This is a genomic window from Methylobacterium sp. E-066 (assembly GCF_022829635.1).
In the GTDB taxonomy this organism is placed as follows: domain Bacteria; phylum Pseudomonadota; class Alphaproteobacteria; order Rhizobiales; family Beijerinckiaceae; genus Methylobacterium.
The window spans coordinates 1-19,136 of the sequence record NZ_JAKSYO010000110.1 but is presented as its reverse complement, the minus strand read 5'-3'; the positions used below and the strand labels follow the sequence as shown (position 1 = coordinate 19,136).

Here is a 19,136-nt window from a genome sequence, read left to right as displayed (position 1 = left end):
GCCTGGGTCATCGTCCCGAGGGTGTGGTCCATCAGCGGGATGTGCAGGCTCTGCAAATCCGGGATGTCGCCCGCGATGTGGAACGAGAAGATCTGGCGGCGCCCTTCGCTCAGGAACTTGTACCGACACGCCCAGCCTTCGAGGATGACGCAGCACTGGGTCGCCCGGTCTCCGTCCCGCACGATGTCCTGTCGCGCTGAGAGGGTCCGCACCCGAACCGGCAGACTCTCGATCGCGTGCCGCTCCTTATCCGAGAGGCGCGTGACGCTCTCCAGCTTGCGGATGAGCGGGTAGAGGGCGTGGGGGAGCTTCGAGGCCATGGCGGCTTCGCCTTGTGTTGCAGGCGGAAGCACACGGCGCTCCCAGGCGGCAGCATCCGTTCCAGAGCAACCGACGATGGCGCACGGGTAGGTGGTATATTATCGGCCTGAAGCATCCTGGGTTAAGTTTTTCGCGATCCGGGCGCGCTGCGCGGTCGCACCCATCTGTCTTGTATTTGTAAATTACTTACATAAAAACATTTGGCTTGTTATTCGTCAAAAAATTACGATATCGAACTGATCGCCAGCCGTATTCAGGGCGCTGATGATTGAGGGACAACGTGTGCTCTCGCCCTTAGCAGGCGAACATCCGTGGCTCCCCTCCAGCAACCCGATGTGCGCAACAAGCTCCTCGCTGGCCTCTCACCAAAGGATTTCGCCTGCCTGCGACCCGCTCTGCGTATCGAGGGGATGCAGCTACGGCAGGTACTGATCCCCGCTCATTCGTCGATTGAGGTCGTCTATTTTCCCGAAGAGGGCTTCGTCTCCATCACGGCCGATGGCGCGAGTGGCCGGGTCGAGATCGGGCTGGTTGGGCGGGAAGGCGTAGTCGGGGCAGGCCCGATCCTACTCGGCGACGACCGTAGTCCACACACTCACTTCGTACAGACGGCCGGGCACATGCTGAGCATCGACGCGAAAGTGCTGCGCGCTGCGGTCGAGAGGCTCCCTTCCCTCCGCCGCCTGATCCACCGCTACATCCAAGCCCAACATGTGCAGACAGCCCAGACGGCATTCGCGAATGCGCGGGGCACCACTCCGACCCGCCTCGCTCGATGGCTGCTGATGTGCCACGATCGGATCGACGGCGACATGGTCACGGTCACGCAGGATTTCATGTCGTTCATGCTGGGCGTCGAGCGTCCGGGCGTGACGGCGGCTCTGCGGACCCTGGAAAAGGGTGGCTTCGTGCGGAAGCGCCGCGGGAGCGTCGAAGTTCTCGACCGCGAGGGCCTGCTCGACTGCGCCGGAGACAGCTACGGTGGGGCCGAGGTGGAATATGCCCGCCTGATCGAGGGGCGTTCCGAGCCGATCGACTGAATGATGACAGCAACCGGCTTCGCATCGACAGCTTTCATGCACGTCGCCGTACCGGCCGGTTCAGGTCGCGATGGCTGCGGTCGTCTCAATCAATAGTTAAATTTACCCAGATTGGTTATTTTGCACCAGTTTCTGGGGAGATAAAGTGTCAAATTTACTATTTGCAATATTTCCAGCGTCTGGCATTTTTTTCGTCCCTGGAACCGCACTGGGAGTCTGCTTTGCCAGATGCCTCACCTGATGGCAGCGAGGACGAGGATACTAAGGCGATCCGTTCTCTCCGACGCATCGCCGCGACGCTCGGCTTATGCGAGACGGATTTTCATGAGGGCTCCGCAGCGCAAACCGACCTCGATAACGCGTGCGAGATGATGCGGATCTGGAATGGTCTGAGACATCGAGCGGACCGCCAGCAGGTGTTGGCCTTCGCGCGAGCCGTCGCGATAGGGCGTGTGAGTGAGCCGCACGGCTGAGCCCTACGGTTCGCTGAAAGATCGCCAACTTTCATAGTACCCGCGCCAGAGGCGCGAAGGATCGCGGTGCCGACCATCTTGCCCTTGTACGCGTTGCGGTCGATGGCCGGAGCGTCCAGGGATTCCGTGGCCTCGTCGTGCTCAACGCCGAGGCCACGGAGCCGAAGACACGACTCAAGAATTCGGCCCGTCCGGCGCTGCCTGAATTGTCGATACGGCTGGCGTGCCGCCGACATCCATCAGCCGACCCTGCGTGCAGCTTCACGCACCTGTTGGGTCGCCATCTCGACGCGCCCGCTGGCCTTGGCGATGGCCTCGACCCCGATCGCGATGCTCGCCGCCCCTCGCGAAGCCGTCTGCATGCTGCCAGACATCTCTCGGGTGACCGCCGACTGCTCCTCGACCGCGGCGGCAATCGCTGCCGAAACCTCGTCCAACGCCCGGATCGTGCCCTGAATGGCGCCGATCGCCTCGACCGCATCCTTCGCCGCCGCCTGGGTCGCACCGATCTGACTGCGGATCTGATCCGTCGCCCGCGCCGTCTGCTCGGCCAGCGCCTTCACCTCGGTCGCCACGACCGCGAAGCCCTTACCCGCCGCGCCCGCCCGCGCCGCCTCGATCGTCGCGTTCAGCGCCAGCAGGTTGGTCTGCCCAGCGATGCCGGAGATCATGGTCAGTACGTCTCCGATCTGCACCGCCTGGTCGCTGAAACTCGCGACGATGCCCCCGGTCCGGTGCGTCTGCTCGACCGCCTCCCCCGCCATGCGCGCGGCGTTGCAGACCTGCTGGCTGATCTCCCCGACAGACGCGGACAACTCCTCGGCCCCGGCCGCCACCGCCTGGATGTCGTCCGACACCCGACCGACCGTCGCGGCGGCATCGGTGGTCTGATGGGTCACGTCCTCGACCGCCCGCCCGATCGCGTCGAGGTCGCCACTGATCGCCCGTTGCGCGTCCGCCCGGCGCTGGCGCTCCAGAACCTGCGCGGTCACATCGGTGGCGAACTTCACCACCTTGGTCACGCGCCCGTCCGTCCCGGTGATCGGGTTGTAGGTCGCCTGGATCCAGATCTCACGGCCGCCTCTGGCCATGCGACGGAACTCGGACGACTGGAATTCGCCACGGGCCAGCGCCGCCCAGAACCGACGATAGTCGTCGCTCGTGCGCTCGACCGCGTCCACGAACATGCTGTGGTGGCGACCTCTGATCTCTTCGAGGGCGTAGCCCATAGCCGTGAGGAAGTTGGCGTTGGCGTCGAGGATGGTGCCGTCCGGCGTGAAGGAGATCACCGCCTGCGAGCGATGCAGGGCGGCGATCTGGCCATCGAGGTCGAGGCTGTGGGTCTTCTGCGTGGTGATGTCGGAGGCGATCTTGATGATCTTCGACACCCGCCCGGACCGGTCGCGCACGGGGTTGTAGCTCGCCTGGATCCAGACCTCCCGGCCGCCCTTGGCGATGCGCTTGAACTCGGCAGCCCGGTAGGTGCCGCAGCGCAGAGCGTCCCAGAAGGCGTGGTACTCAGGGCTGTCGCGATGGGCTGGTTCGACGAACAGGCTGTGATGCTGCCCCTGAACCTCCGCCAGGGTGTAGCCCACGGCCGTGAGGAAGTTTGCGTTGGCAGTCAGGATAGTGCCGTCCGGCTTAAACTCGATAATCGCCTGTGACAGGCCGATCGCCCCGAGGGTCGCCTGGGCGTCGTTGTTGCGCATCGTGAACACGCGCCTCTCCCTCGTCTACATTAACGGCAGTCATCTCAACGAGATACTATTAAAATTAGGTTAATCACGCTTGTGTTATTATATTCGGTCGAGGTGCTTCGAAACATTATTGCAGCAACATGAGTTATATAAAAATAGATACGGCCCCACTCTGAGTTGTATATCGATGGTCGATATCGCGCTGAACTTGTTTTTGCCATCTGCGGAGTTCACGGATGGAGGTCGATAATCACGACTTCGTGTCCGTCTGGATGATGCTGAAGACAGTGCCGGGCCATTCTTCTGAATTCCAAGCCCAGCCGCGACCTGCCGCCCAGCCATGGGAGTTGGAGGCACGGTTGACGATACGCCGCATGATAGCTCGTTGACGACAGTATCGCGCTTGACGGACCCACAGATACGAAGACCCGTGTGAATCGGTTTCGAAGCATGACCCCGGCAAAAACTTAGCTAACTCTCTCTTCAAAATGCGAAAATCGAGATAGAGGCGGGGTCACGATCGGCGCCGACCGTGACCCCGCCTCGAATTAAAATTCAGCACATATCTCAACGCATTGAACCCAATTCCGGGTGCGGTGAAGCTTCGACGCCTATTCACAGCCGGCGATCCGCCAAGCCATCCTGGATCACCTCAGTCAGCCACCACCGCGGCGATGCCCGCACTGTGACGCCGTTCTCAATCTGCCACCCTGATGTCAAACTGCCAAAGTAGTGCTAGTGGCGATGTCGTCACAACCCGGCGGCGCAGGTTCGCCACCGTGTTCTCTGCCGTCAGCCGTACCGTATCGCCCATCCTACCCGTCGCGGTCTCGACGATATCGATCCAAGGCCACAGGGCTATGGCGAGGATCGGGGGGAGATTACCAGTCTCGTGCGCGCGCGGCATCGTTTTGACACCGATTTGCTCGATGTGCGAACCGTCGGAGAACGAGATCATGAGCGGAGCAGCGTCGTCTGGCACGATGCGATCCTGCATTATCACCTCGTCTGCATGCCATCCGTAGCTTGATAATCCGTGCCGGAGCGTCGCTCAGCCCCGCCTCGGACCTTTGTGATTACAGGTGTAGGGACGCGATCCCTGCCAGATATAAAGAATGGTCCCACCCTCGACTTCACAGCGCGTTCGGAAAGCATCGTAAGCGTGCGACGAACTGACGGCTGTGAAAATAGGCGAGGCCGCCACCAGCAGGGCAAGGCCGCCACACAGGGACAACAAGAACCAATTTACGGCACCGAGAGTGGGACGCTTTGGCTCCTCCGTCCACTCGTGCATCGGCGGTACGGGCGCCAGGAAGGCCAAGGTCATGCTGGCCCAAGCGAGCACAGCCATGGTCTAACGGAGCCTGTGAACGGCTACAGGCTTCTCGGCTTGGATGCTTGGCTCCGCCTTCTGTGCCAGGGCGACGAGACCCACGAACGGACCAAGGCTGAGCACGACGAGTAGCAGGATTGCCGTCAAAGCTTGAGTATGCCGTCTGGCTATCTGGATCAGCGCGCAGCCGAAGGTGAAGGCGGAGGCCATCAGAACTGCGAGCACCTGCTCGGTCATGACATAGCCCGTTGGCCCGAACTCCCATCCGCTCATGTGATGGCGTATGTGAACGGCCGACCCTGCGGCTCGACCGCCGTCCGGTCTCCCAGGACACTGCGGGCAGAGGCGATAATCTGGACGGTCTGCCTGCGGTCACAGGCGGTCCGCGCCATGATCTCAAGATCGCGTAGATATGAGATCAGCAGCTCGCGCGGAACTTCATCTGTGTTAAGGGCATCATCGACATTGGATGACACTTTGCGCTCAAGCTCGGTCCAAAAATCCGTTGGAATTTGCGGTTGATTGTTCATGGATGCCGCTTGATCTGAATTTCCCAGAGCATTTTGGACATGCGTGAATCAGGCGCTTTATCTAATGTTAGGTTTAGATCATTTTGTTAATGGCGGCGTTGGCCGTGGTGATCCCGGCTCAAACCCAATCAACGAACTCGACACCGATTTGCCCGCCCTCGCGCCACACCGCACGGCACCGACGCGAACCTCCAGATAGGTCGGTGGCCAGCTCGAACTGATCCGGTACCGCCTCGGGCCGGGACACCAGCAGCCGCGCGCCGCTGACCGAGATGTCGACGATGGTGCACCCGGCCATCCAGCCGCCATGCGAGATGACCGCGGCCTTCGAGACAGGGCTGCGTGCGGAACGAGCGGGAAGAGCGGACATCGAGCAGCTCTCAGCGATAATTGGCGCCGAGAATAGACCTGAAAGGTTGCGCAATAGCCGGCGTGGAGCCGATGCCGGCTCCGTCTACCAGCCGAGCCCCAATTCTCCCGTGACCGCATTAGGCTTCGCCTCTTGAAGCCACACGATCAGTTCACGGAGTGCCGCCAAGGCGTCTGCACGCAGACGTTCAACGTCCGCTCGCCGTTCATCCAGCGCGACCGCTAGGATGTCGGTCGCCATCCGAGTCTGTACGAGTGCGTGATCCAGCAGGGGCGTCGGTACGATCCGTCGCCGAATGCCGGAGGAGGAGTTCGCGGCCGCCGCGGACAAGTGTTCGCCCATGCCGATGGTCGCCGTCTCAACGACGTTGATCCAAGGCTGCAATCCGATGGCAAGCGTAGACGGAAGGCTATCTGTGCTGGGGGTACGCGGCATGATCGGCGCCGTTCACGTCTGTCGATGACGAATTAGCGTAGGCGGCTGCGACAGGGTCGGACGTTGCGCTGACCATGATGCGCTTAACTCTTACCGTTGGTGCTTGGGACTGGATGTCTGTCAGCCGAATGCCTATCGTGAAATCTCATAGCCGGTGCTATCTATTCAGACGAACCCGCTGCCGTGGCTGTTTCTTGTCTGGTGTTTACAGCCACGCCCACCGCTGAGATCCGACCATGCCGGGTGACGGAAAACCATTCGTAGAAGGCCAGTCCGGCAACCCAGCCGGGCGCCCCCGCGGCTCTCGCAACCGCTCCACGTTGGCCCTGGAAGCCATCTTCGAGGGCGAGGCCGAGGCCTTATCCCGCAAGGCCATCGAGCAGGCCCTGGCCGGCGACGGCGGCGCCATGAAGCTGTGCCTCGACCGTCTGCTGTCGCCCAAGCGCGACCGCTCCATCACCTTCGACCTGCCGGTGATCGAGACGGCCGAGGATCTGCCCAAGGCGACCGAGGCCCTACTGCGCGCCGTGTCGTCCGGCGAGGTCACCCCAAGCGAAGCCGCTGACATCGGCAAGGCGGTATCTGCCCACATCGAGGCGATCACGGCGGCCGACCTGCACCGCCGCCTCGCCGCACTGGAGGGACAGGGAGCATGAGGATCCGAGAGATCGAGACTCGCATCATGCGGCTGGAGCGGAAGACCCCGGGCTTTCTGCCGGGGCCGGACCGCTACACCGATCAGGAGCTGGACGCCCTGATCACCTGGCTGAAAGAGCCGGATCCGGCGACCGAGGAATGGGCAGCCGGCCTGCTGCGCCGAGAGGGAATGATCCAATGAGGATCAAGGAGATCGAGGCAAAGATCGCCCGGCTTGAGGCCAGCCCCCGGTTCAGTGGCCTGGCCCGCCTTTCCGACGCGGAGCTCGATCGACAGATCGTGGACGGGCTGAACGGTATGGTGACAGAGTGGCCGTCCTTCGGCGCCATGGTGCTAGGCCTCGAGGCATCCCCTCACTCGGCCGACAAAGAAATGGCTGGCCAAATCGAAGCGTTCATCACCGATTGGCAGGCGCAGCAGCGGCAGAAGGCGATGTGATAGACCAACCAGTGACTTGGAGGCGGTGACGATGACGAGGACCGAGAGCGGCCAGTATCGGTTCATCGCGAAGGAGGACGCTGACGGGCGCCCTCGCCTGGTCCTGGAACCAAGAGGCGAGCCGATCTCCGCCTTTGGGGATGCGGTGCTGGGCCTCGATCTACGGGATAGTGTGACCTACGCCCATGCCCAGCAGATTGCGGAAATCCTGAATGACCAGGTGACCGGTATGTCTGTGACGCACTTTGACGAAAAGGCGGATGGGTAGGCTGAAGGCCGATGCGTTAGCGCGAGGCACCTCGTGACCCTGCAAGACTGACCCCTCGCTTACCGCCGGTCGACGGGATGGCATCCACCCATGCGCTCGGGTTTTGTCGGGAGAGGTCGTGTAGAGCGTTCCCGACAAATCCGGCGACGCGCCGAAGACTGGCACCTTCGCAGGTCGCCGCGATCTGCACACCGAGTTGGCGTGTGTGACTGCGCCCGTAGAGGTAGATGGCCAACCGCGCTCGCGTGGCTTCCGGGATGCCCCCGAGCTGATCAGCCAATGTCGCTGGCTCTGCGCGGTAGAGCCGGCTGAGCGTATCGATCGGGACTGGACAATCGCCGGCGGGATCCTCAGCGCTGACGGGGAAGGCTCGGTTCACGGCGACACCTGTAACCTGCTCAACAGCAGGCTGCTTAGAGCTTGGTTAACATAGTCTTTCGCATGCGCTATCTTACTCACTCAGCGCGGTGTTTTGTATCGGCATTCTCAAAGAGGGCTGCGCTGACTTCGGATCCATGCTTAATCTTGATGCAACCCACCAAATTCGGCCGCATTTAGAACGAGTGATGTTAGTTCTTCGCATAGGTGCAGCATGGACGACATGATCGAAACATCTGAGGTTGAAAACGTCGATCTTATCGAGCTGACAACCGGCATCGTCTCGGCCTATGTGTCGAACAATCACGTGCAGGGTGCTGAGCTTGCAACGCTGATCGCGAGCACCCACGCCGCGCTGTCAGGGATCGGCCAGGGCAGCACTACAGCCGCTCCAGCGACCGAGAAGCTCACCCCGTCCCAGATCCGGAAGTCGATCACGCATGACGCCCTGATCAGCTTCGAAGACGGCAAGCCGTACAAGACGCTCCGCCGTCACCTGACAATCAGGGGACTGACCGCCGAGGCATACCGCGAGCGCTACGGTCTGCCGCGCGACTACCCGATGACCGCGGCCAGCTATTCCGAGCAGCGCTCAGCGCTCGCTAGGAGCTTCGGGCTTGGTCAGCAGCGCAGGAAGGCGGCTCCGAAGGCCGCCGAGCCTGCAGAGACCGTCTCCGATAAGCCGAAGCGCGCTGCTGGGCGGCCGCGGAAGGCCAAGGCGCCTATTGAAGGGTAGGTTCAGCAGCCTACTGCGTCAGCCGCAAGGCGCCGATGCTCGCCTGGATCTGCTTGAAGGCTGCAATTAGATCGTCAGAAGTGTTGGCAATAAAAAACTGGTTTGATGACGAGGCGCAGTTCTTTAAGAGCGTCTGTCCAGCCGCATCAATCGGATCGGACGGAATGCTGAAACCGATCGTGTAGATCGAGACGTTGACTGCCTTGGCGTTGGTGCACGCCTGGGCAGTAAGTGCGTCAAGGGCATTCCTGGAACTGGCAGTGTCAGAAACGTTTTGGTTGGCTGAAGGTAGACGCGGGTTCGCGTTTGTACCGTTGGCGTTCTGAAAATAACCAGCGGCAAAATACATTGACCCATTTGGAGAGTATGGATTTGTTGCCCAACTGTTAGTGCCGTCGGTCATTAAGATAAGAATCTTGTTGATAGTTGTGGCATTCGAGCTGTTTGAGCTTGAAGCGTATGCGCTACCATCTGCGAAGACGCTTTTGGGGGAAAGCGTCCTCCATCCCCACATGAAGCCCTCGTGGATATTGGTTGAGCCCAGCGGCGCCATTTTGCTGATAAGGCTCTTCAAGGCTGTGGTGTCGTTTGTCAGGCGCTGAAGAGGCTGCGTCGTACAACCGAAATTAGGCCCGTTGGGAATGCCAGTGGATGAATTTAAACTAGTTGGCGCGGAATTATACAGCTGACGTATTTGCAGGCTCGACCTTCTGCCGTGTTAAAAGAGGTTCCTGACGCCATAATCGCACAGCTACCGCTTTTGCTGCTGTTATCATCGTCAATGTAACTATTAAAAATATAATATGTGTTGTTATTGACCGTAAATCCAGAGTATGTTTTGCTGGCATCCCCTGGTTCATCAGGAGAAAACATTGGAACGTAATACGATTCCTTGTTAGAACTTGTCGGCGTGCCGTCTTGGACATTAAGTGGGTAGGGCAACGTCTCCAGGCATCCAGCCCAACCCCAGCCGGAATAGGCGGCCTGAAGCTTGGCGAAGATGTCGAACCGACTGCTGAACCCGGATACGCTCGGCGAGAGCACATTGGTCCAGTGATAGCTGGACTGACCGTTCTGATCGATCCATGTCGCATAGCGATAGGTCGAAGGATTAACCGCAACCGCTGCTGCGAACGGCACGATCGAGATTTTGGTCGCGTTGGAGAAGGCCGCGTTTGTGTAGACGTAATTGACGAAGTTCGTTGCTGCCGTCTGCACGGCCTGCAGCTTCGATTGCCCGCCACTCGACTCCGCCATCGATCCGGTATTGTCGAGCACCAGCGCGATCTCGAAGGTCTTGGGCAGCGGCGTGGCGCATTGGGCGGAGGCGCCTGGATTGATGCGGGTCGTTCCGGTCAACTTGCCGAAAAAAAACCGTCGAGAGTTTGTGTGTGGTGAGGGTGATCTGGCGTGGGTTGCTGGTGATCGTTAGCGGATCGACCACGAGGTTGGGCGCTCCCATGGCGCCGGTCATCGCCGTCTGGGCCATCGTATTGAGGTCGGCGGTCGAGGTGCTGAGTGGCGTTTGGCACAGGAGCAGCGCCGTACCATCTGTCGCCGCCTGCAGCTTGGTCTCCAGCCGGGTTGCGAAGCCGTAATCGATCGCCACGCCGCCAAACATGAGCATCGGTACGCTCAGAAAAGCGAACAGGATCGCGACGTTGCCACCGCGGTGGCGCGTGAAAGCGCTAAGGAGAGCACCACGTTGCATCAGGGGCAAGCTTCGTAGACACGGCGGATTGAATGTGACGCATGCGCGTCATGCTGAATAATGGCACGATGTCTGGGGCGGATTAATGTGCGGTTAACTATCAAGTATGCTGAGGTGCATTCATAAGTTGTATATTATTTTAGGAATAGTGTTAGTTGTGCTCTTCAGCTGCAGAGGCGTCTTTGATCCTACAGGAACCCGCTCCCCGAGCGCCCCTTGAAGGCGTTGGCCCGTCGGATGTAGCTGCCCACGGTCCGCGGGTCACGGTGACCTGACTGGTCCATGATCCGGGCGAGATCGGCGGGTCGTACCTTCGCCTCAGATCGCATTCACGATGCCCGCCCGAAGTGCCAAGCCAGGCGGACACTCATGCGCCCCACCCTCGCGCTCATAGCCGCCTTAACCGCTCTCACCTGCCTTCCTGCCGTGGGAACCGCACAGGGCCGGCTGGAGCCTGATGAAGGGAAAGCCTCTGGCATATCATCCCCAGGTGAAGAGGCAGCTGACGACGTCGATCCAGAGGTGCTGGCACGCTGCCGCCGACAAGCCGCGGATCAGAAGCTGAAGGGTTCTGCTCGGAAGGCCTTCATGGGCACCTGTGTCACGCCCGAAGATTGATGCTGGGTGGACCAGCTGTTTGACGTAACGCTGGCACTGATGCAGCGTGGTCTTTTGCTACGCTGCTATCAACCTACTGAATTAGTTTTGTGCGTTCGTTGCGATGTAGGTCGCTACACCCTAGGAACCGAGCGCTACTTTCGCTTGGCCGTGCATGTAGATAGCGCCCTGTCGTCGCTACGGAGGCGTGCCCTAGCGTGGCCTGCACGAGGTGGATCGGCGCCCCGCGGTCGAGGCTGTGTGAGGCGTGCGCGTGCCGCAGCCAGTGCGCCGAGACCTCTGGCCCGAGACCGGCGCGCGCCGCGGCCGCCTTCACAACCCGGTGGACCGCGCTCGGGTCGAGCGCCCCGCCCTTCCGCGACAAAAACACTGGGGCATCAGCCGGCGCCTCACCGCGCAGCGCCGCCAGCACCTTCCACGTCGCCGCCGACAACAGCACCACCCGGGTTTTGCCGCCCTTGCCGAACACCGTCGCCTGCCCGGCCTCATCCCGGACCGCGAGATCCCGCCAGCGCAGGCCGCAGACCTCGGAGATGCGTAGGCCGCCGCCGTAGAGCATGGTTAGCAGGACGCGGTTTCGCAGGACCGGCTCCTGCCGGATCATCAGCAGCGCGTCGGCCTCCGACATAATCCTCTCGGCCAGGGTGTTCTTGATCGGCGGCACCTTCACGGCCGCGCCGATGTTGAACCGTAGGAACCCGACCTCCTGGGCGAACGTGAAAAGCGACTTCAGCGCCGAGGCCGCGAGTGCCACCGTGGCCGACGACCCAGGCAAACCGGCCAGGTAGTCCTGCAGCTCACCCATCCGCACCGAGCCGAGCGGCTTGCCCACATGCGCCAGGAAGCGCCGCGCCGCGCGCTCGTAGTTCCGGCGGGTGTTCGGGCTCGACGACCGAGCCAGCCACAGCCGCACCATCTGTGCGTCGTCGTCTGCCTGCGCCGGCGGCAGCGTCTCGACGGGTTCTACGACCGCGGGGAGCGTAGACATCTGCTCAGCCCCAATCCTGGCTGTCGAGCGTGCACTCACCGTGTAGGTGGTTCGCGATCGCCGTCATTGCGTCGTTGAGCGTGGGATGCGTCCGCTGAATGCTTATCAGACCGCCCGCAGCCGGCGTGATCTTGAAAACCTCTTCCTGATCCTGATCAATCGCACCGAGCGGGCGATCGAGCCGATCGTTCAGGCGCCACGACGTGCCTTTTGACCCGGTCGGCGTGACGACGACATCCATGTCGGCCTCCAACGCAAGATAACGCTTCTTGTATTGCGTTCGAGACGATGCCACACCAACAGCACCGCAGCAAGCCACGCCGCTATGGTGCTAGCACGCTACGTCGATGCACTCGAACGATTGCACGGTGCTGCTGCGATGAGTCAGCAGCGAGTCAGCGGTTAACGAGTGTTTCACGCTGCGCCCGCACGGTGACGGCGAGACACGGGAGCACGGACGTTGCGAGTTGTGGCCTTCACCAGCCGAAAGGGCGGCAGCGGCAAGAGCACCTTGTGCGCCCACCTGTCCGTCTACGCCGATGCCCCAAAGGCGCCGGCCCTCCTGATTGACACCGATCCGCAGGGCAGTCTCGCCCTCTGGCACGAGCTGCGCCAGGCCGAGACGCCGGTCCTGGTGAAGTGTGAGGCCCGTGATCTGCCCGATACCATCGAGGCGGCACGCAAGGATGGGATCGGCTGGTGCTTCGTCGACACCCCACCGCACAACACAGCTGACATCGCCGCTGCCATGCGCATGGCCGACCTTGCCGTGATCCCGTTCCGGCCGGCCGTTTTCGACATCGCCGCGGTGGCGGCCACGCTGGAAATGGCTCGTGCGATCGGCAAGCCGGTGCTGCCGGTCATCAACTCGGCCCCGCCCCGGCGAGGCGTCCAGCCGGCGCACGTTGTGACCGAGGCTCGTGAAGCGCTGTTCGCCATGAGCGCGACACCCTGGGCCGGGCAGATCACAACCCGGGCCGCATTCGCGCATGCGCTCGCCAGCGGGCAGGCTGTCGGCGAGTTCGAGCCGGGCAGCGCTGCGGCCAGCGAGGTTTCGGAGCTGTGGCAGGAGACCCGCCGCGCGCTCGGCATCAAGGGATCGAAGAAGTGAGCAAAAAGCCCTCGTTCGCCAACCTCGGCGCCCGCTTGGCTCCGAAAGCCGTCGAAGCGGCAGCCGCCGTGCCGCTGGCTGTGATGGAGGAGGCGGCCCGGGCCGAGACGGCCGCGGCGAAGCCCCCACGCGGGAAGCGCCAGCCGGACGGCCGCCGCGGGATCCTGGTCCGCGCGAGACCCGAGGCGTGGAAGGCCCTCAAGATGGTCGCCCTCGACCGCGAGGTGACGCTGCAGGACGTGATGACCGAGGCCATCAACGACGTGCTTGCCAAGCACGGTAAACCGCCGGTGGCGTGATCGCGCAGGTACGACGGAGGGGGGGCGATGCGCTTAACGGGTCTTGTTGTGGTCGCGGCCGTGGTGATGGCGTCGAGCTCGGCTGGATCAATCATGCCCCTCCCGTCCTGTTCGGCGGCTTTCGTGAAGCGGTGGGTCGAACATGATCGCCGTGTTGAGATCCCGACGCCTCCGCGCCCCTGTGTCATGCAGGCCGAGACAGGCACCTACATCTGCGATCAGAACGGCTGCTCTCGTAGGCATTGAGGCCGGCAGCTTCGTGCTTCGATACTAAGCCATCGCTGTACTCCCGTGTGTAACTACGGTGTTAGCAACATAGTTTGCTGCTTCGATGCGGCACTGCTTATTTACGCCCCTACCAGCCGCGTCGCGGTCGGGAGTGCGCAAGGCCGGGCGAGCCGTGATGATATGGCCGCCCGACCGGTGCAGTAGACTCGATCGATCGGACTGCGATAGCGCTGAGACATGATCGCAGATCGCATTGTTCGGGCCGTCGCAGCGCTACGCGCGGCCGGGCATCAAGTTGAGGAGATCCCCGGTACCAATGGTGTTTACCGGGTCGATGGTGGCGGCGCTGTGACTGGACCAGTCGTGCTCGCCTTGGCGATCCGCCTCGGTCTCATGGACGGGCCAGGCCGGGCACAGTAGCTCTCCACTATGGCCACCAACCCGACCGTGTCCGACCTTCGCAAGGTCTCCGAGGTGACCCACGGCGAGATCACCGCCGCAGTGGATGCCGTGCTCGCGGATCTCAAGACCGAGGCCTACCCCCTGGCAAAGGGGTGGGTGCTCGACCTTGTCGAGATGGTCCGCACGAACGAGCAGGTGACGATAGCGCTGAAATCCGATCAGGCTCAATGGAAGCGCGGCAGGGTGCGTGCCGCGATCCTGCTAGCGCATCCGGTGAAGGGGTGAGCGAGCCTACGACCATGACCACCAACGGCAGGCACTGGTTCTATGACAGCAGGCTGATGGTCTGCTCGTTCTGCCTGCTGTCGGTCGTCGCCATCTTCTGGCAGGTGAGCAAGTTCGAGGGGTTCCAGCCAATCTTCACCTGCGCCACCGCGAAGGATGTCGATCGCTTGTTGCTCTCCTCGGGGATGGACGCCTGCATGGGCAGTGCGCGTTCCCAGTCCGAAACAGAGCGATGCATGCGGACCGTCTATGTGCTGCCCTGCATGAAGGAGCAGTGGCGCTAGATGATCGCGTCCGCGTAGCCGCATGTTCGAGGACTCGGACCCGATCGTGGAAGCTGTGGCGGTGATCACGTCCCGCGGCCACTTCGTCGAGCCCGACGATGAATTCGAGAACTGGCCCGTCGATGGCGGCGCATGGATCACCGCCGGTGACCTGCTGGCTCTCGCGATCTGCCTCAGCTTGAACGCCGAGGGCGGCCGGCTGCAGTAGCGCGCGATGCCTCAGACCCTTACCGGGCTGGATCCTGATCACCGCCGTCGTCCTGTCGGGTGCGGGCGGCGGTTACTCGGCGGCCCGAATGCTCACGACGGTTCGGGACGGGAAAGCGATTGAGCGGCGTGATATCGGGGGCGCAGCGGCTTTCGTCGTCCTGCTGGTGGCGTCCGCCTTGATGCTCTGGCTCGTCGACGGGAGATGACCAGATGCCGACCGAGGCGCATGCCCAACGGGCTCAAGAATGTGGACAAGCATAGATCTCGTGGACATCACCCGCGTAGCAAAACCAGCGCACTTGCGATCCCGGCCGCTGCCCATGGACAGGATACGAGGCAGCGATCCCAGATATCAGCGCTTCGGCATGGCCAGCGTCATCAATGTCATAAGCGAGTAGCTTCGGGCGGGGAGCGTCGTATCCTGAGACATTGCGCGTGAATATGGAGTATGAGGGCATCGCAAACCGCCTCCATTTCTACATGTATGAGTAGCAATGTTCCTTCTGGCGGAAACGTTCAGGGTTCAATCGATCAATGGTTAAGAAAATTTAACAGATATTCGACCATTTTATTCAGCGGTTCGAAATTCATCGTCTTTCGGGCCGGCATTGCCATTAATCGCCCTTGGCCTTGAACTCCCAGATCGGCGCGCCCCAGACCTGGCCGGGCTTGTCGCGCCGCGCGGCCGTCCGCTCGAACATGATGCGGTCGGCGTCGACACCCTGAACCCGGTTGCCGGCGATCATCAGCGCACCGCAGTAGTCGACCCGGAGCGTGCCGTGCTCGGGGTGGACGCCGAAGAGCTGCTGCGCCGTCCAGCCCAGGCGATGAGCGTCGGCGCCGAGCCGGTCGCAGAAGTCGAGCGCCGACTCCCGCATCGCCGACCACTGCGTCGGCGTGAGGTAGCGGCAGGGCGAGGCGCGCTCGGAGATGTTCTCGATGGCGCCGTGCCAGATCGCGACGGGGTTCGGGATCAGGGTGGGGGCGAGACCGGATGACATCCGGCCGAGCTACGCCAAGGTCTGCTCACAGGCCATGCAGCCAGAAGCGGGGTTGCCCGGCATGAACTGAGCGGGCTCAGGCACAGCCTTTGTAGCCGCCACGCTCTGCCTCCTGCCGAGCTATCTCTAAGACGCGCCCACGGCCTTGGGCGCCCTCGATCTCTGACCAGAGGCGCACGAGGGCAAGAAGATCGTCGGCTTCGTGGTTGGCTGGCTCGCCGAAGAATTCAGCCACCGGCACGTCAAGTGTGTGAGCGAGCCGGTTCAGCGCAGCGGCGTGGCGGTCGGTGTGGGGGTCAAGCGTGTCCATGGCCCCGGCAACGCACGAGATAGGCCGCTGATCGCACTATGTATTCAAAATACGGTGCGGCACATTGCTGAGCCGTCCGGCTCGGCCCCGCCGCCCGATCTGATCACGGGCTGGCGGGGGAGGTCGTCTATCTCACCGGCGGCGAGCCCGACCGTTACGCGACGCGGCTCGACAGCATCATGCCGGTGGAGGGCGGGCTGCGAGAAATCGGGAATGCGGGCGTGCGTCATCATTCGGGCTCCGGTGAGGGCTCGTGGCGGTGGGTCGGTGGTGGCGAAGGGGATGCGGGCCGGGTCAGCCCGGCGTGGCTACGGCGTCAGTGCGCGGCGGCAGTGCGGGCCATCTTGGCGGCCTGCCAGGCGGCCTTGAGGGCGGTGGACAGGGCGGCGGCACGGGTGAGGCCGTGGCGCTCCTGCAGGTTGGTCGCGGCGGCCACAGCAGCGGCCATGATCGCCGAGCGGTCGAACTTGCCGGCGACGGCGAAGGGGCGGCGCTGGAACCGGGCGAAGCCCTGGCAGAGGGCGCGGGCGCTGAGCAGGCCGGTCGGGATCTGCGGGCGGCTGTCGTGCAGGCTGCGGGAGAGGGTGTTCCAAGAGACGGTGCGGTAGTGCATGGCATTGATCGCTCAGTGACCGTGTGATAGCTTGAATATCACTCGATCAATGAGTGGTCAACTGGCGATCAGGTGATATTTTGACAATCACAGGAGGCCAACTGCGAGCGGCCCGCGCCTTCCTGCGCTGGACGGCTCAAGAGGTTGCAGACGCTTCCCGTATCGGTGTTGCAACGGTGCGCCGAGCCGAACTGCAGGACGGCCCATTGGGGATCACAGTGGCCAATGCCGAAGCGATCAAGCGCGCCCTAGAAGCAGCCGGCGTCGAATTCACCAACGGTGGCGAGCCCGGCGTGAAGCTTCGGCGGAAGGATCCAGCGTGACTAGCGAAGCTGCCTCGCCGGAGCGACTTTCCGAGGTCCTGCGCCTTTGCACCGTGCTCTCAGATCGTGCGCTCGACGCGCTGATCACGGGTGGGGCAGTGCCTGCGGAGCAGACCGTTGCACTGGCGAAGGCCGCACGGCTCCTGCAGGATCACGGTGTGGAATGGCCACCGCTGCTGACCCACGTGATGCACGAGCTCGCGGACAAGGATGGTCGATCGGGGCCAGAGCCAGCGGCAGAGCCATCGGAGGGCGTTGACCTGCAAGGCCTGACCCGCTTCTTCGCCGGTTTCCGCACCAAGGAACAGCAGTGACCTACACCGTGGAGCAACTGGCGCCCGGCAGCTACGATGTGCTGCTCGACGGCGTTGTGATCGCGGGCTTGGTGCGCAGCGTTCACCGCAGCGGCCCGAGCGACACATGGCAAGTCGAGTTGCTCGATGAGATGCCGGCGGCCGAGCGCCCAGCACCGTTTGCGAACCAGCGGCACGTGTTCAAGTCGCGCCCGGCGGCGCTTGAGTGGCTCGGTATCCAAGAAACAGCAACTGCGGAGCCAGCTGGATGAGCATGATCAAGGGTCGGCTGCTGGCGATCGGCGTTGCGGTCGTGCTCGTAAGCGTCGAACGCACGCTTGAGGCGGCCGGCCTGGAATACGCGTTCGAGGACTGCGCTGTTGCAGCTGTCACGGCGGCTGTGGCCGTAGCCGCCGTGGATCTTCGATCATGACCCCCAGCCTAGAGTTCATCCCCGAGAACGGCGGCGGGGCTGGGATCCGGTTCCGGGAGCGGAAAGCGCCGTGACGCGGATCAGCAACGACAACCAGCCCGTGCAACGCCACCCTAAAGCGATGCCGCAATGGCTAGTGTTCGTGATCAGCGTGCTGGCCCTCGGCGTGCCGGTCGCGGGGCTGCTATTCATGCTGTGGCTGGCCGTCGTGCGGCCGGCGGGCTTCGACATCACCCCCGTCGAACTGGCCTACATCGCGATCGCCACCATCTTGATCGCTGCCGTCATGGCGTCCTACGCGCATCGGAAGCAGCGACCGCTCCCATGACTGGCCCGGCAGTGAACGACGACGACCGTGAGTTCGAGCACTCCCCGCTGTCCGGGTCGTTCACCCGAGGCGACATCGAGGTCGATGTCGAGATCTACCGCTTCGCCGGCACGCAGGATCGGTGGCAGCTCGCGGTCGTCGCCCTCGGTGGCGGCTGCACCCAGTGGGCGCAGACCTTCGCGACTGAGACGGAAGCCTACGCGGCGTTCCTCGCCATGGTCGAGGCAGACGGTCTGGACACGTTCACCCGTGCGCGGCCGGCCGGGCGACACTGAGGGTACGAAGAAGCCCGCACCGGCGAACCGGGCGGGCTAATCCAGGCCCAGCTCCCGTGGGGCGAGCAGACCGGACCCGGACGGCTTTGTAACGGGATTACGGACGAAGAATACCCCGCCGCCGCGGTGTTGGCTATGCCGTCCTGAGTGGCCAAGACCAAGCCTACCGACCGCTCCTAGGCGTTCCATAAAAAGGACCCCATTTTTTTAATCGGGAATAGGGGTGCCCCTCGGGAGAAGCGCTCATTCCTGCAACCCCTAAAAGACCCTTTTCCCGGAGCGGCCTGGATCGGCGCGGAGAGCCTTGGCGACTGCCGACTTTCCGAAACAGGCTGCCAGCGCTACCAATTCGCCCCTCCATGGCACACCACGTTGGTGCGCTGGAGACGACTAGGATACCGCGATGGCTACCGGCACTGTGAAGTGGTTCAACGAGACCAAGGGTTACGGCTTCGTCCAGCCCGACGACGGCGGCAAGGACGTGTTCGTGCACATCTCCGCCGTCGAGCGTGCAGGGATGCGCAACCTGATCGAGGGGCAGAAGATCTCCTACGACGTCGAGGCCGACCGGCGCAGCGGCAAGGAGAGCGCCGCCAACCTGAAGAGCGCCTAGCACTACTTTGGCAGTTTGACTTCAGGGTGGCAGATTGAGAACGGCGTCACAGTGCGGGCATCGCCGCGGTGGTGGCTGACTGAGGTGATCCAGGATGGCTTGGCGGATCGCCGGCATCGATGGCTGGGGCGGCGG

At 62.7% G+C, this 19,136-nt stretch carries 33 protein-coding genes and 1 pseudogene; 19 read left to right on the top strand and 15 right to left on the bottom strand.

Features of this window, described 5'->3' with window-relative positions; all coding sequences use genetic code 11:
• The coding region (locus tag MKL20_RS16075) for a cyclic nucleotide-binding domain-containing protein (RefSeq protein WP_244037505.1) at window positions 1–320 on the bottom strand (320 nt) is incomplete at its 3' end.
• 312 nt (window positions 321–632) lie between these two features.
• Between MKL20_RS16075 and MKL20_RS16070 the strand changes: the two genes are divergently transcribed.
• Window positions 633–1,361 carry a Crp/Fnr family transcriptional regulator gene (locus MKL20_RS16070; protein WP_244037504.1) on the top strand — a complete coding sequence of 243 codons (729 nt, stop codon included), beginning with the start codon at window positions 633–635 and terminating at the stop codon, window positions 1,359–1,361.
• Window positions 1,362–2,073: 712 nt separating this feature from the next.
• On the opposite strand, the gene MKL20_RS16065 is transcribed toward MKL20_RS16070, so the two are convergent.
• The 6 genes from MKL20_RS16065 to MKL20_RS16040 all read right to left on the bottom strand — a co-directional run bounded on the left by MKL20_RS16065 (window position 2,074) and on the right by MKL20_RS16040 (window position 6,199).
• Window positions 2,074–3,543, bottom strand: a complete 1,470-nt coding sequence (locus tag MKL20_RS16065) for a PAS domain S-box protein (RefSeq protein ID WP_244037506.1) — start codon at window positions 3,541–3,543, stop codon at window positions 2,074–2,076.
• 685 nt (window positions 3,544–4,228) lie between these two features.
• The gene (locus MKL20_RS16060; RefSeq protein ID WP_244037503.1) at window positions 4,229–4,528 is read right to left on the bottom strand and encodes a hypothetical protein; all 300 of its coding nucleotides are present in this window, start codon (window positions 4,526–4,528) and stop codon (window positions 4,229–4,231) included.
• A 357-nt stretch (window positions 4,529–4,885) separates the two neighbouring features.
• Window positions 4,886–5,101, bottom strand: a complete 216-nt coding sequence (locus MKL20_RS16055) for a hypothetical protein (protein ID WP_244037502.1) — start codon at window positions 5,099–5,101, stop codon at window positions 4,886–4,888.
• A 32-nt stretch (window positions 5,102–5,133) separates the two neighbouring features.
• Entirely contained in the window at window positions 5,134–5,394 is a 261-nt protein-coding gene (locus tag MKL20_RS16050) for a hypothetical protein (protein ID WP_244025548.1), read from the bottom strand.
• A 118-nt stretch (window positions 5,395–5,512) separates the two neighbouring features.
• Window positions 5,513–5,764 (bottom strand): PilZ domain-containing protein, encoded by a 252-nt coding sequence (locus MKL20_RS16045; RefSeq protein ID WP_244025549.1) that lies wholly within the window; start codon window positions 5,762–5,764, stop codon window positions 5,513–5,515.
• 84 nt (window positions 5,765–5,848) lie between these two features.
• On the bottom strand, window positions 5,849–6,199 hold the full coding sequence (locus MKL20_RS16040; protein ID WP_244037501.1) for a hypothetical protein: 351 nt from the start codon (window positions 6,197–6,199) through the stop codon (window positions 5,849–5,851).
• Window positions 6,200–6,435: 236 nt separating this feature from the next.
• Between MKL20_RS16040 and MKL20_RS16035 the strand changes: the two genes are divergently transcribed.
• From MKL20_RS16035 to MKL20_RS16015, 5 genes are all read left to right on the top strand, one after another.
• A complete protein-coding gene (locus MKL20_RS16035; RefSeq protein WP_244037500.1) occupies window positions 6,436–6,855 on the top strand; it encodes a DUF5681 domain-containing protein in 420 nt (139 codons plus the stop codon).
• The gene (locus MKL20_RS16030) at window positions 6,852–7,037 is read left to right on the top strand and encodes a hypothetical protein (protein WP_244025552.1); all 186 of its coding nucleotides are present in this window, start codon (window positions 6,852–6,854) and stop codon (window positions 7,035–7,037) included. The genes MKL20_RS16035 and MKL20_RS16030 overlap by 4 nt, the downstream gene beginning before the upstream one ends.
• Complete coding sequence (locus MKL20_RS16025) at window positions 7,034–7,294, top strand: hypothetical protein (protein ID WP_244037499.1); 261 nt, start codon at window positions 7,034–7,036, stop codon at window positions 7,292–7,294. Before MKL20_RS16030 ends, MKL20_RS16025 begins: the two co-directional genes overlap by 4 nt.
• Window positions 7,295–7,325: 31 nt before the next feature.
• Window positions 7,326–7,562, top strand: a complete 237-nt coding sequence (locus MKL20_RS16020; RefSeq protein WP_244018278.1) for a hypothetical protein — start codon at window positions 7,326–7,328, stop codon at window positions 7,560–7,562.
• Between the two features lie 592 nt (window positions 7,563–8,154).
• Window positions 8,155–8,676, top strand: a complete 522-nt coding sequence (locus MKL20_RS16015; RefSeq protein WP_244037498.1) for a MucR family transcriptional regulator — start codon at window positions 8,155–8,157, stop codon at window positions 8,674–8,676.
• Between the two features lie 10 nt (window positions 8,677–8,686).
• Here the strand turns inward: MKL20_RS16015 and MKL20_RS16010 are convergent, their stop codons facing one another.
• From MKL20_RS16010 to MKL20_RS32995, 3 genes and pseudogenes are all read right to left on the bottom strand, one after another.
• Window positions 8,687–9,250 (bottom strand): hypothetical protein, encoded by a 564-nt coding sequence (locus MKL20_RS16010; protein WP_244037497.1) that lies wholly within the window; start codon window positions 9,248–9,250, stop codon window positions 8,687–8,689.
• 83 nt (window positions 9,251–9,333) lie between these two features.
• Window positions 9,334–10,035 carry a hypothetical protein gene (locus tag MKL20_RS16005; protein ID WP_244037507.1) on the bottom strand — a complete coding sequence of 234 codons (702 nt, stop codon included), beginning with the start codon at window positions 10,033–10,035 and terminating at the stop codon, window positions 9,334–9,336.
• 190 nt (window positions 10,036–10,225) lie between these two features.
• Window positions 10,226–10,387: pseudogene (locus tag MKL20_RS32995) on the bottom strand (TadE/TadG family type IV pilus assembly protein); the annotation flags it as partial.
• A gap of 282 nt (window positions 10,388–10,669) precedes the next feature.
• On the opposite strand from MKL20_RS32995, the gene MKL20_RS33255 reads away from it, so the two are divergent.
• Entirely contained in the window at window positions 10,670–11,005 is a 336-nt protein-coding gene (locus MKL20_RS33255; protein WP_409568158.1) for a PsiF family protein, read from the top strand.
• Between the two features lie 73 nt (window positions 11,006–11,078).
• Here MKL20_RS33255 and MKL20_RS15995 read toward each other — a convergent pair whose 3' ends face one another.
• Both MKL20_RS15995 and MKL20_RS15990 read right to left on the bottom strand, forming a co-directional pair.
• On the bottom strand, window positions 11,079–11,993 hold the full coding sequence (locus MKL20_RS15995) for a tyrosine-type recombinase/integrase (RefSeq protein WP_244037496.1): 915 nt from the start codon (window positions 11,991–11,993) through the stop codon (window positions 11,079–11,081).
• Window positions 11,994–11,997: 4 nt separating this feature from the next.
• Window positions 11,998–12,234, bottom strand: a complete 237-nt coding sequence (locus MKL20_RS15990) for a hypothetical protein (protein WP_244019710.1) — start codon at window positions 12,232–12,234, stop codon at window positions 11,998–12,000.
• Window positions 12,235–12,462: 228 nt separating this feature from the next.
• Here MKL20_RS15990 and MKL20_RS15985 point away from each other — a divergent pair, with 228 nt between their 5' ends.
• The 5 genes from MKL20_RS15985 to MKL20_RS15965 all read left to right on the top strand — a co-directional run bounded on the left by MKL20_RS15985 (window position 12,463) and on the right by MKL20_RS15965 (window position 14,810).
• On the top strand, window positions 12,463–13,104 hold the full coding sequence (locus MKL20_RS15985) for a ParA family protein (RefSeq protein WP_244037495.1): 642 nt from the start codon (window positions 12,463–12,465) through the stop codon (window positions 13,102–13,104).
• Window positions 13,101–13,403, top strand: coding sequence for a ribbon-helix-helix domain-containing protein (locus tag MKL20_RS15980; protein ID WP_244037494.1), 303 nt, complete (start codon window positions 13,101–13,103; stop codon window positions 13,401–13,403). The genes MKL20_RS15985 and MKL20_RS15980 overlap by 4 nt, the downstream gene beginning before the upstream one ends.
• A gap of 657 nt (window positions 13,404–14,060) precedes the next feature.
• On the top strand, window positions 14,061–14,318 hold the full coding sequence (locus MKL20_RS15975; protein WP_244037493.1) for a hypothetical protein: 258 nt from the start codon (window positions 14,061–14,063) through the stop codon (window positions 14,316–14,318).
• Between the two features lie 14 nt (window positions 14,319–14,332).
• On the top strand, window positions 14,333–14,602 hold the full coding sequence (locus MKL20_RS15970; RefSeq protein WP_244037492.1) for a hypothetical protein: 270 nt from the start codon (window positions 14,333–14,335) through the stop codon (window positions 14,600–14,602).
• Window positions 14,603–14,624: 22 nt separating this feature from the next.
• Window positions 14,625–14,810, top strand: a complete 186-nt coding sequence (locus tag MKL20_RS15965; RefSeq protein WP_244037491.1) for a hypothetical protein — start codon at window positions 14,625–14,627, stop codon at window positions 14,808–14,810.
• Between the two features lie 616 nt (window positions 14,811–15,426).
• Here the strand turns inward: MKL20_RS15965 and MKL20_RS15960 are convergent.
• The 3 genes from MKL20_RS15960 to MKL20_RS15950 form a co-directional block, all read right to left on the bottom strand.
• A complete protein-coding gene (locus tag MKL20_RS15960) occupies window positions 15,427–15,813 on the bottom strand; it encodes a hypothetical protein (RefSeq protein WP_244037490.1) in 387 nt (128 codons plus the stop codon).
• 76 nt (window positions 15,814–15,889) lie between these two features.
• Entirely contained in the window at window positions 15,890–16,123 is a 234-nt protein-coding gene (locus tag MKL20_RS15955; protein WP_244024467.1) for a hypothetical protein, read from the bottom strand.
• Between the two features lie 316 nt (window positions 16,124–16,439).
• Window positions 16,440–16,736: a hypothetical protein gene (locus tag MKL20_RS15950; protein ID WP_244037489.1), complete on the bottom strand. Its 297-nt coding sequence runs from the start codon at window positions 16,734–16,736 to the stop codon at window positions 16,440–16,442.
• A gap of 53 nt (window positions 16,737–16,789) precedes the next feature.
• Here MKL20_RS15950 and MKL20_RS15945 point away from each other — a divergent pair, with 53 nt between their 5' ends.
• From MKL20_RS15945 to MKL20_RS15915, 7 genes are all read left to right on the top strand, one after another.
• Window positions 16,790–17,059 carry a transcriptional regulator gene (locus MKL20_RS15945; protein WP_244037488.1) on the top strand — a complete coding sequence of 90 codons (270 nt, stop codon included), beginning with the start codon at window positions 16,790–16,792 and terminating at the stop codon, window positions 17,057–17,059.
• On the top strand, window positions 17,056–17,373 hold the full coding sequence (locus MKL20_RS15940) for a hypothetical protein (protein ID WP_244017127.1): 318 nt from the start codon (window positions 17,056–17,058) through the stop codon (window positions 17,371–17,373). Before MKL20_RS15945 ends, MKL20_RS15940 begins: the two co-directional genes overlap by 4 nt.
• Window positions 17,370–17,624 (top strand): hypothetical protein, encoded by a 255-nt coding sequence (locus tag MKL20_RS15935; protein ID WP_244037487.1) that lies wholly within the window; start codon window positions 17,370–17,372, stop codon window positions 17,622–17,624. Before MKL20_RS15940 ends, MKL20_RS15935 begins: the two co-directional genes overlap by 4 nt.
• Window positions 17,621–17,785, top strand: a complete 165-nt coding sequence (locus tag MKL20_RS15930; protein ID WP_244037486.1) for a hypothetical protein — start codon at window positions 17,621–17,623, stop codon at window positions 17,783–17,785. Before MKL20_RS15935 ends, MKL20_RS15930 begins: the two co-directional genes overlap by 4 nt.
• 70 nt (window positions 17,786–17,855) lie before the next feature.
• Window positions 17,856–18,113 (top strand): hypothetical protein, encoded by a 258-nt coding sequence (locus MKL20_RS15925; RefSeq protein WP_244017131.1) that lies wholly within the window; start codon window positions 17,856–17,858, stop codon window positions 18,111–18,113.
• Complete coding sequence (locus tag MKL20_RS15920; RefSeq protein ID WP_244037485.1) at window positions 18,110–18,388, top strand: hypothetical protein; 279 nt, start codon at window positions 18,110–18,112, stop codon at window positions 18,386–18,388. Before MKL20_RS15925 ends, MKL20_RS15920 begins: the two co-directional genes overlap by 4 nt.
• Before the next feature lie 403 nt (window positions 18,389–18,791).
• Window positions 18,792–19,001: a cold-shock protein gene (locus tag MKL20_RS15915; RefSeq protein ID WP_244024470.1), complete on the top strand. Its 210-nt coding sequence runs from the start codon at window positions 18,792–18,794 to the stop codon at window positions 18,999–19,001.
• Window positions 19,002–19,136 lie beyond the last annotated feature (135 nt).